Genomic DNA, 14,659 nt, shown 5'->3' with positions numbered 1-14,659 from the left:
CCCTATCCGCCGTCCGCCGACAGACCGTGGGCGGGCCGTCCCGCGCGGCGGGGGCGGAACCACAGCAGCGCGGCGACCACGACCAGGGCGGCTCCGGCCACGGCGAAGACGGTCGCGACACCGTCGCCGAGGAAGCGGGCGGGCTCGGGCGCGCGGACCGGCGGCGCGGGGCCGGGGCTGAAGTACGTCCGCGGATAGCCGACGGCGGCCGGTACGGGGGGCGCGGGCCTCAGCTTCGCGGCGGCCTTCAGCGCGGCGGCCGGGTCGATCAGACCGGTGCCCATCTCGTCGCTGCGCCCGTCCTTGGGCCGGTCCCGCGTCGTGTCCTCCAGCACCCGCTTGACCTGGGCCGGGCTCAGCCTCGGGTCGGCGGACCTGATGAGGGCGGCGGCGCCGGAGACGTACGCGGAGGCGGCGCTGGTGCCCCAGCCCTCGTAATAGGTGCGGTCCGGGTCGGCGATCACGACGTCGACGCCGGGCGCGGAGACGGACGCGTACCAGCGGCGGGTGGAGAAGGCGGCGTGCTGCCCGTTCCTGTCGACGGCCGCGACCGCGATCACTCCGGGGTACGCGGCCGGGTAGGAGGAACGGTCGGCCTCCTCGCCGCCGTTGCCCGCGGACGCGACGACCACGATGCCCTTGCCGAGCGCGTACCGGATCGCCTCGTCCTCGGCGGCGACGGGCGCGGCGGTGGCGCTGTCGTCGCCGAGCGAGAGATTGATGACGTCGGCGCCGTGGTCGACCGCCCACCGGATGCCGTCGGGCAGCGCGTTGCCCTTGCTCGTACGCGCCTTGGACCGCTGCGGGTCCTTGTCCTCCAGGATCACCCGCACCGGCAGGATCTTCGCCTTGGGCGCGATGCCCATGACGCCCGAGTCGTGGCCGGGACCGTGGCCGTGCCCCGCGATGATCGCGGCCATCCCCGTGCCGTGCCGGGCCCAGGAGCGGTCGCCGCGGCCGGCGCCGAAGCCGACCATGTCCTTGCCCGTCAGCACCTGCCCGGTCAGGTCGGGGTGCGTCGCGTCCACCCCGGTGTCGAGCACCGCGACCGTGACGCCCGCGCCCTGGCTCGTACGCCACGCGCTCTCGGCGTGCAGGGCGCTCAGCGCCCAGTCGGCGTTGCGCACGGCGTCGGCGGCGGCGGGCTGGGCGGCCAGGACGAGGGCCGCGGCGCCCGCGGCGAGCGAGGTCAGGGCGCCGAGCAGGCGGCGGGCCGGGAGACGGGAGGGGCGGCTCATCGGGACTTCTCCGTACCGGTGGCGCCGGGACCGCCAGGGCTGCTGGACGGCCTGAGCAACGCGGTCACCGCACTGTGCAGGCGGTCGTCGACGGCCGAGGCCAGGCCGGTTGCGTCGTAGCCGAGGCCGGCCTGGGCGGCCACGCTGGTGGCGCCGGACTTGGTGGCCTTGTCGGCGGACTGCGGGGTGAGGGTGCGCCCGTCGGCGAAGCCGGTGACCGCGTACACGACGAAGGGCAGGTCGGCGGAGACCTGCACGTCCCAGCTGCCGCGCTGCTTCACGCCGAAGGAGTCGGCGGCCGTGCCGGGGAAGGCCACCGGACGCGGGATCAGGTCCGCACGGTCGCCGAGGTGCTGCGAGGCCCAGCGTCCGCTGAACCCGCGCATGGTGGCCGACTCGGCGGTGGTGACCAGCAGGCCCACCGTGGTGACCGAGGTCGACGTGCTGTCCACGTAGGTCGCGCGCAGCAGGCGCGCGCAGCCGACCGGGGCGAGTACCTGCTGGAGCAGCGGGTCGAAGGCGGCGGCGCAGCCGCCGGGCGCGGCGACGCCGATCCTGGTCCACGCGCGGTCGGCCCCGCCGGGACCCGCGCCTTTCGCGGACACCGTGCGCGGGAACAGCGCGTCGACCGGTGTGCTGCGCCACACCTCCCGTACGGCGGCGAACGCCTTGACGCTCCCGTCCACCAACGGCGGCTCCGCCCGCGGCTTGTGGTTGATCGCGCTCCCGGCGACCGCCCCGCCGATCAGCCCGAGCCCGAGCACCAGGCAGAGCGCCGCCCAGATCCGGGCCGAAGCCCCGCGGGCGGCGGGGGCGACGGCCTGCGCGGGCCCATGGTCGTATCCGGCGGGCGCGTATCCGCCGGGACCGTACGCCGTGAACCGCGGCGCGGCGGCGGGCGGTGGGGTGTACGGCGGTGCGGGGGGCCGCGCCGGAGGCGGGGGGACGGCCGGGGGCGGTTCGGCCGCGGGCGGCGGAGGTCCCTCGGGGTGCGGGGGGACCGTCGGCGGAGTCTGCGGGCTCTGTTCCCGGCGAGGTTGGAGCGGGGGGAACGACGGGGACGTGGAGCCTCCTCCGTTGTCCACTCCAGTGCTCACCGGCGCCCCCTCGTGACATGTCCTCACGGCTTGCGCGTCACTCTACGGGGTCGACCGGACGTCGTGGTCCAGCAGGCCGTCCGGCATCCGTCCGCGTGACACGGCGGCGGACGTGCCCCGTACGCCCCTACCGCCCGGTAGCCCCTGTCTGGCAAGCTTCATGACATGTCAGAACGCGCTGCCGACCGCACCCGGTACGACCGGGCCACCGCCCATCTCGACGCCCCCGTGGCGATCGTCGACCTGGAGGCGTTCGACGCCAACGCCGACGACCTGGTGCGCCGCGCGGACGGCAAACCGATCCGGGTGGCGTCCAAGTCGGTGCGGTGCAGGGCGCTGCTGGAGCGGGCGCTGGCCCGCGACGGCTTCGCGGGCATCATGTCGTTCACCCTGGCCGAGTCGCTGTGGCTGGCGCGCGCGGGCTTCACCGACATCCTGCTGGCGTATCCGTCGGCGGACCGGGACGGCTTCGCGGAGTTGGCCGCCGATCCCAAGCTGGCCGCCGCCGTCACGGTGATGGTGGACGACGTCTCGCACCTCGACCTGATCGACGCGGCCCGCGGCGGCGGCGACGAGACCGTCCGGGTCTGTCTCGAAATGGACACCAGCCTGCGGAAGTTGGGCGGTCGGCTGCGGATCGGCGCGCTGCGCTCGCCGCTGCACGACCCGGAGCGGATGGCGGCGCTGGCCCGTACCGTCACCGCGCGGCCCGGCTTCCGGCTGGCCGGGATCATGGCGTACGAGGGGCATGTCGCGGGGGTCGGCGACGCGGTCGCGGGCCGTCCGTTGCGGTCGCGGGCCATACGGCTGATGCAGTCGGCGGCCCGCAAGGAGCTGGCGGCGCGGCGCGCGGAGGCGGTCCGCGCGGTGCGGGCGGTCGCGCCGGAGCTGGAATTCGTCAACGGCGGCGGCACCGGCAGCGTGCAGACCACCGCTGCCGAGGACGCGGTGACCGAGATCGCGGCGGGTTCCGGGCTCTATGTGCCGCGGCTGTTCGACAACTACACGTCCTTCCGGGGCCGTCCGGCCGCGCTCTTCGCGCAGCCGGTGGTGCGCAGGCCCGGCGTCGGCGTGGTGACCGTGCTCGGCGGCGGCTACCCGGCCTCCGGCGCGGCCGGGCCCGACCGGCTGCCGGTGCCGTATCTGCCGGAGGGGCTGCGCTACGACCCGCAGGAGGGTCCCGGCGAGGTGCAGACCCCGCTGCTGGGGTCGCCCGCGGACGACCTGCTGATCGGCGACAAGGTCTGGTTCCGGCACGCGAAGGCCGGTGAACTGTGCGAGCGCTTCGCCGAGTTGCACCTGGTCGAGGGCGACCGGGTGACGGCGACGGTGCCGACGTACCGCGGTGAGGGCAAGACGTTCCTGTAGCCGCTGAAGGCGACAGGGGGCGGCACCCGGGGTCCGGGCGCCGCCCCCTGCCGCGTACGGCCTCGCGCGGGCCGCGGGTCAGACGCCGGTGCCGCCCGTGCCGCCGGTGCCGCCGCTGCTGTCGGCCTTGATGCCCTGGGTGATCTGGTCCATGACGGCCAGGCTCGGGGCTTTGGAGCCGATGTCGAAGCCGAAGCGGACGACCGCGATGTTCTTCGGGTCGCGGGGCGAGGGGAAGGCGAGGGACTCCACGTACCCGCTGGTGCCGGACTTCGTGACGATCTTCCAGCGGACGAAGTACCCCTTCTGTCCGGCGACCGTGACCGGCTGCGACGCGATCTGCTGGTGCGAGGTCGTGGCGCCGTAGATGTCGGTGCTGTACGCGTCGGCCGCGTTCTGCGCGATGTCCGCCTTGGCGGCGGCCTCCGCTCCGGTCGCGGTGAGCTTGAGCGCCTCGGCGGGCTGGGCGAAGACGCCGCCGCGCACGCAGTCCTTGGTGGCGTCGCCGGGGCACGGGTAGCCGCCGGTGACCACGCTGGCGCCGATGCCGTTGGCGCCCGAGGTGCCGGTCCAGCCGTTGAGCACGGGGAGCCTGATGCCGTCGTAGCCGTCCACGGCCTTGCCGTCGCTGCCGCCGTCGGGACCCTGCGAGCCGTCCGGGGAGTCGGGGTCGGGCGACCCGCCGCCCGGCGACCGCGGTGTCCGGGACTCGCCTCGGTGCGGCGCCGAGGCGCTGGGCGTCGGCGAGGCGTTCTTGTCGCTCTTGTCGTCCTTGCCCAGGACCAGGATTCCGGCGACCACGCCACCGATCAGGACGAGCGCGGCCACGATCGCGATGACCACCGCACCGGTACGGCGACCGCCGCCGCCGGGGCCGCCGGCCACGACGTCGCCCGGATAGCCCGGCGTGCCGGGGTAGCCCGCGTAGGGCTGCTGGACCGCGTCCACCGGGACGGGCGCGGTCCTGGTGTACTCCGTCCACGTACTCCCGTCCCACCAGCGTTCCATGGCCGGGCCGTTGCCTGTGTGCCCGGGTTCTGGATACCAGCCGGGCGGGGTCGTCGTCGTCACGGCCGTCACCCTATGGCCCCTGCATGAGAATCCCGTAAGGGCGTCGGTCACAGCCCGGTTACACCCGTTCTGTCACCGCGATTTCCGGCCGCCCGGCCGCCCGTCCCCGTGCTGCCCGTCCCTCTCACCCCTCGCCGCTCTTACCGCTTGCCGCTCTTGCCGCTCTTGCCTCGGGTCAGCGTCAGCAGGTCGCGCGCCGGGCCCGCCGGGCGGTGGCCCGCCGTCCACACCGCGCGCAGCGACCGGCCGAGGTCGAGACCGGCGACGGGGACGCGGACGAGGCGGCGGGCGGCCAACTCCTCCACGACGGCGAGTTCGCTGAGCACCGCGGGCCCCGCGCCGCTGACGGTGGCGGCCTTCACGGCGGTGGTCGAGGCGAGTTCGAGCAGCGGTACGGCCGGGCCGCCGTGTCCCGCCAGGCCCGCGTCGAGCACTTGCCGGGTGCCGGAGCCCTCCTCGCGCAGGACGAGCGGGGTCGCGGCGAGTTCGGCCGCGGTCAGCGCCTTGCGGCGGCGGGCCCAGGGGTGGGCGGGCGCGACCACGACCAGCAGCAGGTCGTGCGCGATCACGACGGCGTCCAGACCCGCGGGGACGTCCACGCCCTCGACGAAGCCGAGGTCGGCGGTGCCCGCGAGCACCTGCCGGGCGACGGCCGCGGAGTTGCCCGCGGCGAGCGAGACGGCCGTGTCCGGGTGGCTGCCGTGCAGGGCGATCAGCCAGCCGGGCAGCAGGTATTCGGCGACGGTCATGCTGGCCGCGACCCGGAGCCGGGAGTCGCGCCTGCCGCGCAGCGCCCGCGCGCCCGCGTCGAACGCCTCGGCGGCCTCCAGCACCTTGCGCGCCCACTCGCTGACCAGCGCCCCCTCGTCGGTGAGGCGCGAGCCGCCGGGCGAGCGGCGGACCAGCGCCACGCCGAGCTGCCGCTCCAGGCCGCGCAGCCGCCCGCTGGCCGCGGGCTGGCTGATGCCCAGCTCCCGCGCGGCCCGCCCGAGGCTGCCGAGCCGCGCGACGGCCAGCAGCAGCTCCATGGCGGCGAGGTCGGGGACCCGGCGGGCGAGCGGAGTGCCTGGTGGGGGCGGCGCGGTGGACGGCTGAGCCATAAGCCCACGTTATGCCCTCATAGCCTCGCGGGCTCTACCGGGGCGGCCCGCGGGAGGGGAGGGTCGGAGCATGGCCACTGTTCACGCCGCGCAGCCGTTCGCCCAGGTCCGTACCCGTGTCCCCGCGGTACGGCACGTCGGTCCCAACTGGTACGCCACCGTCATGGGGACGGCGATCGTGGCGAACGCCGGGGTGGCGCTGCCGGGCGGGCAGCGCTGGCTGCGGGACGTGTGCACCGGAGTGTGGGCGCTGTCCGCGGTCCTGCTCCTCGCGGTCCTCGCGGCCCGCTGCGCGCACTGGGCCTGGCACACCGACCAGGCGCGGCGCCATCTGCGCGACCCGGCCGTGGCGCCGTTCTACGGCTGTCTGCCGATGGCGCTGCTGGCCGTCGGCGCGGGCACGCTGCTGCTCGGGCCGCCGGTGCTCGGGGAGCGTACGGCGGTCACGGTCGACGCGGCGCTGTGGGCGGTCGGGACGGCGTCGTCGCTGGTGGTCGCGGCGGCCGTGCCGTATCTGATGGTGGCCAGACACCGGATCGGCCTCGACGACGGCTCGCCCGTGTGGCTGCTGCCGGTGGTGGCGCCGATGGTCGCGGCGGCCACCGGGCCCGCGCTGATCCCGCGTCTGCCCGCCGACGCCGTGCAGGCCAGGGAGGCGCTGCTGCTGGGCTGTTACGCGATGTTCGGGCTGAGCCTGCTGGCGACGCTGACGATGCTGCCGCTGGTGTGGTCGCGCCTGGTGCGCCGCGGGCCGCTGCCGCTCGCCCTGACCCCGACGCTCTTCCTGGTGCTCGGTCCGCTCGGGCAGTCCACGACGGCGGTCGGCCAGGGCGCCGACGTGGCCTCCGGCGCCGTCCCCGCCCCGTACGCGACGGCGCTGCGCGGCTTCGCGGTGCTGTACGGCGTCCCGGTGATGGGCTTCGCGCTGCTGTGGCTCGCGGTGGCGGCGGCCCTGGTGGTACGGGCGGCCCGGCGCGGGATGCCGTTCGCGATGACCTGGTGGGCCTTCACCTTCCCGGTCGGCACCTGCGTGACCGGCGCGGCGAGCCTGGCCCGGCACACCGGTCTGCACGCGCTGGGCTGGCTGGCGGTCGGGCTGTACGCGGCGCTGGTCGTGGCCTGGCTGGCGGCGGGCGCGGGCACGCTGCGGGGGACGGTGAGCGGCCGGCTGCTGGCGGCGCCCACGGGGTGACCGGCTTGACCGGTCTCAGTACGTGCGCGCCGCCTTCAGCGCGGCCCCCACGACGGCGGGCGCTCGCACCAACGAGGGCCCGTACCAGGTGAGATGGCGACCGCTGACCAGGGCGGCGGGCAGGCCGGGGAAGGACTCGGGGCCGTCGTCGGCGGTGAAGCGGTACGGCTCGTCGGGGAGGACGACGAGGTCGGCGCCCACGGCCCGCAGCTCCTCGACCGGGACCGCCGGGTAGCGCTCGGCGTGTCCGGCGTAGGCGTTGCGCACGCCGAGCCGGGCCAGCAGGTCACCGGCGAAGGTGTCGCGGCCGAGCACCATCCACGGCCGCCGCCAGATCGGTACGACCGCCGTCGCCGTGACCGCGGGCGCCGCCGGAATCCCCCGCCAGGCCGCCTCCGCCTCGTCCAGCCACCGCGGGCGCGGCACCCCGCAGCCGTCGACCAGCATCCGGTGCAGCTCGCCGAACGCCTGGGGCAGCGTCCGTACGTCGGTGACCAGGACGCGCACTCCCGCGGCCCGCAGCGCGGCCAGGTCGGGGGCGCGGTTCTCCTCCTCGTTGGCGACCACGAGGTCGGGGGCGAGGGCGACGACGGCGGGCACGTCGGGGTTCTTGGTGCCGCCGATCCGCACCACGTCGAGGTCCGCCGGATGGGTGCACCAGTCGGTCGCGCCGACCAGCAGTTCCGGCGCGGTGGCGGCGACCGCCTCGGTCAGCGACGGCACCAGCGAGACCACCCGGCGTACGGCGTAACGGCGCTGATTCACCCGCCCACCGTACGACGGACTGTCCGACCCCCGTGCGATGCTGGCGCCGTGACTGACGACACGCCCGGCGGCAAACTGCTCCTGCTCGACACCGCGAGCCTGTACTTCCGCGCCTACTTCGGGGTGCCCGAATCGGTGAAGGCACCGGACGGCACACCGGTGAACGCGGTGCGCGGGCTGCTGGACTTCATCGCCAGGCTGGTCGCCGACCACTCCCCCACCGCGCTGGTCGCCTGCATGGACGCGGACTGGCGCCCGCAGTGGCGGGTGGACCTGATCCCGTCGTACAAAGCGCACCGCGTGGTCGAGGACACCGAGGGCGTCGAGGAGGTGCCCGACACGCTGTCCCCGCAGGTGCCGGTGATCGAGGCGGTGCTCGACGCGATCGGCGTCACCCGGGTCGGCGTCGCCGGTTACGAGGCGGACGACGTCATCGGCACCCTCGCCACCGCCTCCCGCACGCCGGTCGCGATCGTCACCGGGGACCGCGACCTGTTCCAGCTCGTGGACGACGCGCGGGGCGTGCGCGTGCTCTACCCCCGCAAGGGCGTCGGCGACTGCGACGTCATCGACGAGGCAGCCATCCAGGACCGGTACGGGGTGCGGGCCGGGCAGTACGCGGACTTCGCGGCGCTGCGCGGCGACCCGAGCGACGGGCTGCCCGGCGTGAAGGGCATCGGCGAGAAGACGGCGGCCCAACTCGTCACCGAGTACGGGGACCTGGCCGGTGTGCGGGCCGCCGCGACCGACCCGATGTCCAAGCTGACCCCGGCCAGGCGGCGCAACATCGTGGAGGCCGCCGCCTATCTCGACGTGGCGCCCAAGGTCGTGGCCGTCGCCGCCGACGTACCGCTGCCGGACTTCGATCCGACGCTGCCGGGCGAGGCCGCCGACCCCGAGGTGCTGGAGTCGCTCGCGGAGCGCTGGGGGCTCGGCGGCTCGCTGACCCGGCTGCTGGACACGCTCGCCGCCAAGGGCGCGCGCTGATCCTCCTCACGTGCGGCCTTGACGTGCTGCCCTTACGTGCTTGGGGCCTTCGCGCGCGGCCGTGCGGCAGCGGCGTCAGCCGTGCAGATGGACCGGGATTCGCTGCCAGCCGTAGGCGATGAAGGACGGCACCTGCTTCAACTCGTCCTGCGGGACGGCGAGTCGGAGGTCGGGGAAGCGCTCGAAGAGGGCCGGGAGGGCGGTGCGCGCCTCCATCCGGGCCAGCGGGGCGCCGATGCAGCGGTGCACGCCGATGCCGAAGGCGAGATGGTCGTCGGCGGCCCGCGTCGCGTCGAACTCGGCGGCCGTGGGCCCGTAGTGCGCCGGGTCGTGGCCGGCGGCGGCGTACGTGGTGACGATGGCGTCGCCCGCCGGGATGGTGACCCCGTCCACTGTGATGTCGCTGACCGCGAAGCGCAGCGGCAGCGCCGCGATCGAGGGGTGGACGCGCAGCACCTCGTCGATGACCGCGTCCCAGGAGATCTCCCCCGCCCGTACGGCGGCGAGTTGGCCGGGGTGTGTGAGCAGCGCGACCACCGCGTTGCCGATGAGGTTGACCGTGGTCTCGAACCCGGCGCCGATCACCAGCAGCAGGGTGTAGAGCAACTCCTCGTCGCTGAGCCGGTCGCCGTCCTCGGCGCGCATCCGGATCAGCTCGGTGGTCATGTCGTCGCCGGGGTGCTCGGTCCTGTGGCCGATCAGCGCGGGCAGCACGACACCGATCTGCTCCTGAACGAACCGTCCGTGCTCCGGGGTCGGGTCGGAGGTGTCCATGATGGCGGCGATCAGCGTGCCCGTCGCCTCCGTCAAGTGGTCGGGGACGCCGAAGAGTTCGCAGATCATCCGCATCGGCAGCGGGTGCGCGTACGCGGCGCGCAGGTCGACCGACCGGCCGTCGGCCGCCGCCAACTCCGGTGCGCTCAGCAGCTCCTGAGTGATCGTCTCGACGCGGACCCGCATCGCCTCGGTGCGCCGGGCGGTGAAGCTGGGCGCGACGAGCTTGCGCAGCCGGGCGTGGTCGGAGCCGTACGTGGAGAGCATGTTGACCACGCCGACCCAGCCGAGGACCCAGCCCCAGGCGGGGTGGTCGCCGACCTCGGACCACAGCGCCCAGTGCTGCCGCGGGTCGCGGCTGACCCGCGGGTCGAGGATCAGCGACTTGAGCGTGTCGTAGCCGGTGGGCGCCCAGGCCGGGATGCCGCCCGGCAACTCGACCGGCACCACCGGGCCCAGCGCCCGTAACTCGGCGCTCTCCAGGGGGATGTCGGTGCCGAACGGGTCGATGGCCACACGGGCGGCGGGCGCGGTCATGCGCGGTCTCCGGTCTGGTCGGGGGTGCGCGGGGTGAAGCGGACGGGCAGCGCCGTCAGCGAGCGGTGGAACGGGCCCGGCCGCCAGGTGAGGCGGTCGCGGTCGGTGGTCGGTTCCAGGTCGGGCAGCCACTGGGTGAGGCGTTCGATGGCCTCGGTGGCGATGAGCAGGGTGTGCTGCTTGACCGGGCAGGAGTGCTCGCCCGCCGACCAGGACAGGTGGGAGGCGTCGCCCGGGTGGTGGGCGCCGCCCGACTCCTGCTCGGCGAAGTGGCCCAGCGCGCCGTAGGAGATGACGACGGGCACGGCCGCCCGCACCCACACGCCGTGGAAGCTCAGCGGCTCGCGCGCGAAGTGGATGCCGTAGTTGGACAGCGGCGTCTCGTACCGCAGGACCTCGACGACGGCGTCCATGACCGGGCGGGAGCCGCTGGTCAGCGTGGTGTAGAAGTCGGGGTTGCCGAGGATGCGCGACAGCGCGTTGGAGACCAGATTCGCGGTCGGCTCGTGGCCCGCGCCGAGGGTGAGGAAGACCTGCCAGGTCACCTCTTCGGCCGTCAGGTCCTCCGGGTGGTCCAGCAGCCAGCTCGTCAGGTCGGGGCCGCGGGTCTCGCTCTTGGCGGCGATCAGTCCGAGCACGTACGCCCCGAACTCGGCCTCGCCCTCGGCCGCTTGGACGCCGCCCTCCATCATCTTGCCGAGCGCGACCTCCAGTCGGCCGCTCTCGCTGTCCGGCAGCCCGAAGAGGTTGTTGAAGATCAGCGACATCAGCGGGCGGGCGAAGTCGGCGACGAGGTCAGCGTGGCCGACGGGTCCGAAGCGGCCGATCAGGATGTCCACCGCGCGGTGCACCCGCTCGCGCAGATCGGCGGGTTCCACCAGGTCGACCGCGTCGGCGAAGGCGCGGCGGTAGCGGACGTGCGCGTCGCCGTCGGAGAACAGGGTGTTGGGCCGCCAGCGCATCATGCCGAGGATCGGCGCGTCCTCGGCGACCGTGGACTCCCACGGGCGCGGGTCGTGCGACCAGGTCTCCGCGTCACGCAGCAGGTCGAGCGCGGCGCGCCGGTCGGTGACGACGTACGCCGGTACGCCCGGCGCGAGTTCGGCCCAGCCGAGCGGGCCCTGCGCCTTGAGCGCCGCGTAGTAGCGGTGCGGGTCGGCGGCGAAGCCGTCCTCCCAGAGCCGGACCGGCGCCGACCGGGCGAAGGTGTCGGCGGGAGTGGCGGGCGCGGAGGAGGACGATGGGGAGGAAGACGGCGCGGCGGGCGCGGGAGAGGGCGCTGCGGGAGGGTGATTCATCAGAGGGCTCCGGGCGTTGGGTCGGCGTCCTTGCGGTCGATCAGGTGCTGCACCAGCGCGAGCAGCGCGTCGACGGAGGAGTTGGTGTCGCGCGCGTCGCACGCCACCATCGGCGTGCCGGGCTCCAGGTCGAGCGCCTGCCGCAACTGGGCCTCGGTGTACGTCCGCGCGTCGGGGAAGGTGTTGAGCGCGACGGCGTACGGCAGGCCGGTCTCCTCCACCAGGCCGAGGACGTCGAAGGAGTCGTTGATCCTGCGGGTGTCGACCAGCACCAGCGCGCCCAGCGCCCCGTACGCGATGTCGGCCCACAGCGAGCGGAACCGTTCCTGCCCCGGGGTGCCGAACAGGTACAGGACGACGCCGCCCGCCATGCTGATCCGGCCGAAGTCGATGGCGACGGTGGTGGTGGTCTTGTCACGGACGCCGTCGAGGTCGTCGACGGCGGCGGACGCCTCGCTGAGGTGTTCCTCGGTGTGCAGGGGGCGGATCTCGGAGACCGAGTCGATCAGCGTGGTCTTGCCCACCCCGAACGGACCCGCCACCAGGATCTTCACCAACTCGCGGGCGCTGTCCGGCAGATGTACGTCGCCTCGGTGGGGGTCAGTGCTTGAGGGCGCGGAGGCCATCGGCCACTCTCTTCAGCAGGTCGGGTTCCGGCAGGTCGGCTACGGGTACGGGCGGACGGATGCTGACCAGCCCCCGGTCGGTCAGCTCCGCGGCGAGTACCCGGACGGCGGAGACGGGCAGCCCCAGCAGGGCCGCCGTCTCCACCACGGTGAGGGATCCGCCGTCCAGCAGTTCCAGCAACGCGTGCTGGGCGGCGGGGAGTTCGGCGGGAATCGCGCCGTCGGCGTCGGTGCTGGTCAGCACCGACAGCCGCTCCAGGCTGTCCCGGCTCGGCCGCGCCACCCCGCCGGTGGACAGATAGGCGGGGACCAGCGGGCGGCCGGTCCGGCGGCCGGTCATTCCGCGGTGCCGCCATCGCCCGCGCGGGGCGCGGCGGTCATGGCCTTCTCCCCGAGCCTGGCCACCTGCGAGTGGACCCGGTGGGCGAGCAGGTCGAGACGGACCTCGGGACCGCCGAACGCGGCCACGCACGTGCCGTGTTCGGTGGGCGCGACCAGGATGTAGCCGTGGTCGGACTCGATCACCACCTGCCGGATTCGCGCGTCGGTCCGGTCCGCGAAGGCGGCGGCGGCCGTACGGCAGGCGCCCTGGACGGTGCTGGTGATCGCTGCGGTGCGCTCGGCGGTGGCCTGGGACAGCGCCTCCGAGTACCCGGAGACGAGACCGTCCCTGGTGAGCAGGACGGCTGCGGTGACATGCGGGATCTCCAGGATCGGATCCAGCACCCACGCGGTGTCGCCGGTGTCGCGGCTGGTCATCGCGGGTCGTTCCCTTCGGTGTCGACGGCGTTTCTGGCCGCGGCGGTTCCGGCCTGGAGGGCGCCGAGGGCCGCGGCGGCCTCCTCCGGTGTGCGGGCGGGTGCCGCGGGCGCGGCGGCGGTCCCGTTCTCCGCCGCCCTCCCGTGGGCGGCGCGGGCCTTGCGTCGCCGTTGCGGCAGCACCTCCGCGGCGGTGTCCGCCGGGGACCCGGCGCGGGCGTGGGCCGGGTCGGGCGCGCCGTCGTCCGCGACGGCCGGGCGGGTGGAGCGCGGCGTGCTGGCGGCGGGCGGCTGCTCGACCGGGTCGATATGGCTGAGCAGGTGCTTCCTGACCAGCAGGACGGCCCGGACGCCGCCGTAGGGCGACGGCGAGGAGAGGTCGACGGACAGGTCGAAGCGCCGGGTGAGCTGGCCGATCGCGGCCAGGCCCATGCGCGGCGGGTCGCCGAGGTCGGAGAGCAGGATCGGGTCGGTGCCCGCGACCATCTTCTGCGCGTACGCCCGCTCGTCGGCGGCCATGCCGACGCCGGAGTCGTCCACGGTGACGGAGACACCGTGGTGGACGGCTTCGAGGTTGACCACCACGGCGGTGTCGGGCGCGGAGTGCCGCAGCGCGTTGTCCAAGAGCTCGGCCACGATGATGGCGACGGGCTCGACGGCGTGCGAGACCAGCGCCGTACCGGGTTCGAGGTGGTTGTTGACCCGGACGCGGTGGTAGCCGACGAGCCGGGACTGGCCGCCGGTCACCGCCTCGACCAGGTGCGACTCCTCACGGGCCAGGCCGACCCAGGCCCCGCACACCACGGCCGTCACCTGGGCGCGGCGCAGCGACTGCTCGTTCTCGTGGTCGAGGGCGAACAGCGTCTGGGCCAACTCGGGCTCGTCGTAACGCTGTTGGAGTCCGCGCAGGACGTCCTGGAGGCGGTAGAGCCCGGCCTGGATGTCGCGGGTGGCGCCGCGCATGCCCGCGCGGGCGGCTGCGTCGACCCGCTTGCGCTCCCGGGCGGTCGCGGCGAGGACGGCGGTGAGGACGTCCCCCAGGGCGGCTTCGATGTCGGCGGGCGGGGGTCCGGCGGCCGGGCGTTCACCGGCTGGGGGTCCGGAGTGCGGGGGGTCGGGGTGCGGCGGTCGGCCGTCCGGGGATTCGCCGTCCGCCGTGGCCCGGCCGCCGAGGGTTCCGGGGTGCAGCGGTCCCGGCACCCGGACGTGTGGGTGGGCGGCGCGGGTGGCCTCGGCGGGGATGCGCGCGGCGGCCAGGTGGGCGATCTCGGCGGCGACGGCCGTGGTGACCCGTTCGGTCTCCTGCCGCGCCTCGTCGAGCCGGGACCGCAGCCCGGCGATCTCCGCGCGCTGCCGGGTCCTGTGCCGTAAGGAGCGCAGCAGGCCGCCACCGAGCACTAAGGCGGACACGGTCCCGGCGGCCAGGCCGGCGACGGCCAGGTCCGGTATCTCGATCATCGAATCGGCCTCGGAGGATCAGGGAACGGCGGGACGGCGGGCCGCCCGGGGGCGGGCCGTGCCCAGTACACACTGGAACCGATCGGTCGCGCGCTGTTTTGCGCGAAGATCCTTTTCGATATGGCACGAGGGCGACCGGTTCTGCCCGAAGTGTCGACACAACGGACATTCATGCACCGGGGCACCCCTGTCCCACCTGCGGCGTGGCCGAAACACCCCGCTATACATGCCGTACATAGCGGGTGTGTAGGGTGAGTCTCCGTCCGCTCAGCAGACACAGAGCGGACATACAGACTTCGCACGGATGTCGCCCGGCGAGCCCGCGCGGCGGGCCGGGCGGAGCCCCGTGCCGAGCAGCCGTACGCAGCCGCGCGGTGCCGTTCCGAGCCA

14 protein-coding genes are annotated in these 14,659 nt (G+C 74.6%); 3 read left to right on the top strand and 11 right to left on the bottom strand.

Going from position 1 to position 14,659, the window contains the following annotated elements; genetic code table 11:
* Positions 1-2: 2 nt before the first annotated feature.
* Together mycP and ACZ37P_RS26375 are read right to left on the bottom strand one after the other, a co-directional pair.
* Complete coding sequence (gene mycP, locus ACZ37P_RS26380) at positions 3-1,238, bottom strand: type VII secretion-associated serine protease mycosin (protein WP_467348920.1); 1,236 nt, start codon at positions 1,236-1,238, stop codon at positions 3-5.
* Entirely contained in the window at positions 1,235-2,335 is a 1,101-nt protein-coding gene (locus ACZ37P_RS26375; protein ID WP_467348919.1) for a hypothetical protein, read from the bottom strand. Before ACZ37P_RS26375 ends, mycP begins: the two co-directional genes overlap by 4 nt.
* 165 nt (positions 2,336-2,500) lie before the next feature.
* Between ACZ37P_RS26375 and ACZ37P_RS26370 the strand changes: the two genes are divergently transcribed.
* Positions 2,501-3,703 (top strand): amino acid deaminase/aldolase, encoded by a 1,203-nt coding sequence (locus tag ACZ37P_RS26370; protein WP_467348917.1) that lies wholly within the window; start codon positions 2,501-2,503, stop codon positions 3,701-3,703.
* A gap of 78 nt (positions 3,704-3,781) precedes the next feature.
* Here the strand turns inward: ACZ37P_RS26370 and ACZ37P_RS26365 are convergent, their stop codons facing one another.
* Positions 3,782-4,774: a DUF2510 domain-containing protein gene (locus ACZ37P_RS26365; protein WP_355332884.1), complete on the bottom strand. Its 993-nt coding sequence runs from the start codon at positions 4,772-4,774 to the stop codon at positions 3,782-3,784.
* A 140-nt stretch (positions 4,775-4,914) separates the two neighbouring features.
* On the bottom strand, positions 4,915-5,874 hold the full coding sequence (locus tag ACZ37P_RS26360; protein WP_391046321.1) for a LysR family transcriptional regulator: 960 nt from the start codon (positions 5,872-5,874) through the stop codon (positions 4,915-4,917).
* 70 nt (positions 5,875-5,944) lie between these two features.
* On the opposite strand from ACZ37P_RS26360, the gene ACZ37P_RS26355 reads away from it, so the two are divergent.
* The gene (locus tag ACZ37P_RS26355; RefSeq protein ID WP_467348915.1) at positions 5,945-7,066 is read left to right on the top strand and encodes a TDT family transporter; all 1,122 of its coding nucleotides are present in this window, start codon (positions 5,945-5,947) and stop codon (positions 7,064-7,066) included.
* 15 nt (positions 7,067-7,081) lie between these two features.
* Here the strand turns inward: ACZ37P_RS26355 and ACZ37P_RS26350 are convergent, their stop codons facing one another.
* Positions 7,082-7,831 (bottom strand): helical backbone metal receptor, encoded by a 750-nt coding sequence (locus ACZ37P_RS26350; protein WP_467348914.1) that lies wholly within the window; start codon positions 7,829-7,831, stop codon positions 7,082-7,084.
* A gap of 48 nt (positions 7,832-7,879) precedes the next feature.
* Here ACZ37P_RS26350 and ACZ37P_RS26345 point away from each other — a divergent pair, with 48 nt between their 5' ends.
* Positions 7,880-8,818 (top strand): 5'-3' exonuclease, encoded by a 939-nt coding sequence (locus ACZ37P_RS26345; RefSeq protein ID WP_355332893.1) that lies wholly within the window; start codon positions 7,880-7,882, stop codon positions 8,816-8,818.
* A 75-nt stretch (positions 8,819-8,893) separates the two neighbouring features.
* Here the strand turns inward: ACZ37P_RS26345 and ACZ37P_RS26340 are convergent, their stop codons facing one another.
* The 6 genes from ACZ37P_RS26340 to ACZ37P_RS26315 are packed head-to-tail and all read right to left on the bottom strand — an operon-like array spanning position 8,894 to position 14,269.
* On the bottom strand, positions 8,894-10,129 hold the full coding sequence (locus ACZ37P_RS26340) for a cytochrome P450 family protein (RefSeq protein WP_467348912.1): 1,236 nt from the start codon (positions 10,127-10,129) through the stop codon (positions 8,894-8,896).
* The gene (locus ACZ37P_RS26335) at positions 10,126-11,427 is read right to left on the bottom strand and encodes a cytochrome P450 family protein (protein ID WP_391046311.1); all 1,302 of its coding nucleotides are present in this window, start codon (positions 11,425-11,427) and stop codon (positions 10,126-10,128) included. The genes ACZ37P_RS26340 and ACZ37P_RS26335 overlap by 4 nt, the downstream gene beginning before the upstream one ends.
* A complete protein-coding gene (locus tag ACZ37P_RS26330; protein ID WP_355332899.1) occupies positions 11,427-12,053 on the bottom strand; it encodes a GTP-binding protein in 627 nt (208 codons plus the stop codon). The genes ACZ37P_RS26335 and ACZ37P_RS26330 overlap by 1 nt, the downstream gene beginning before the upstream one ends.
* Complete coding sequence (locus ACZ37P_RS26325) at positions 12,028-12,393, bottom strand: DUF742 domain-containing protein (RefSeq protein WP_467348910.1); 366 nt, start codon at positions 12,391-12,393, stop codon at positions 12,028-12,030. Before ACZ37P_RS26325 ends, ACZ37P_RS26330 begins: the two co-directional genes overlap by 26 nt.
* A complete protein-coding gene (locus ACZ37P_RS26320; protein ID WP_355332904.1) occupies positions 12,390-12,812 on the bottom strand; it encodes a roadblock/LC7 domain-containing protein in 423 nt (140 codons plus the stop codon). Before ACZ37P_RS26320 ends, ACZ37P_RS26325 begins: the two co-directional genes overlap by 4 nt.
* The gene (locus tag ACZ37P_RS26315; protein ID WP_467348908.1) at positions 12,809-14,269 is read right to left on the bottom strand and encodes an ATP-binding protein; all 1,461 of its coding nucleotides are present in this window, start codon (positions 14,267-14,269) and stop codon (positions 12,809-12,811) included. Before ACZ37P_RS26315 ends, ACZ37P_RS26320 begins: the two co-directional genes overlap by 4 nt.
* Positions 14,270-14,659: the final 390 nt, after the last annotated feature.

This window comes from Streptomyces sp. NPDC024632 (assembly GCF_055559175.1).
The sequence above is the reverse complement of the archived record's forward strand: the minus strand, read 5'-3'. Positions and strand labels throughout refer to the sequence as shown.

Coding starts and splice junctions, on each gene's coding strand:
- mycP (WP_467348920.1), bottom strand. CDS start 1,238: ATGAGCCGCCCCTCCCGTCTCCCGGCCCGCCGCCTGCTCGGCGCCCTG.
- ACZ37P_RS26370 (WP_467348917.1), top strand. CDS start 2,501: ATGTCAGAACGCGCTGCCGACCGCACCCGGTACGACCGGGCCACCGCC.
- ACZ37P_RS26360 (WP_391046321.1), bottom strand. CDS start 5,874: ATGGCTCAGCCGTCCACCGCGCCGCCCCCACCAGGCACTCCGCTCGCC.
- ACZ37P_RS26355 (WP_467348915.1), top strand. CDS start 5,945: ATGGCCACTGTTCACGCCGCGCAGCCGTTCGCCCAGGTCCGTACCCGT.
- ACZ37P_RS26340 (WP_467348912.1), bottom strand. CDS start 10,129: ATGACCGCGCCCGCCGCCCGTGTGGCCATCGACCCGTTCGGCACCGAC.
- ACZ37P_RS26335 (WP_391046311.1), bottom strand. CDS start 11,427: ATGAATCACCCTCCCGCAGCGCCCTCTCCCGCGCCCGCCGCGCCGTCT.
- ACZ37P_RS26330 (WP_355332899.1), bottom strand. CDS start 12,053: ATGGCCTCCGCGCCCTCAAGCACTGACCCCCACCGAGGCGACGTACAT.
- ACZ37P_RS26325 (WP_467348910.1), bottom strand. CDS start 12,393: ATGACCGGCCGCCGGACCGGCCGCCCGCTGGTCCCCGCCTATCTGTCC.
- ACZ37P_RS26320 (WP_355332904.1), bottom strand. CDS start 12,812: ATGACCAGCCGCGACACCGGCGACACCGCGTGGGTGCTGGATCCGATC.
- ACZ37P_RS26315 (WP_467348908.1), bottom strand. CDS start 14,269: ATGATCGAGATACCGGACCTGGCCGTCGCCGGCCTGGCCGCCGGGACC.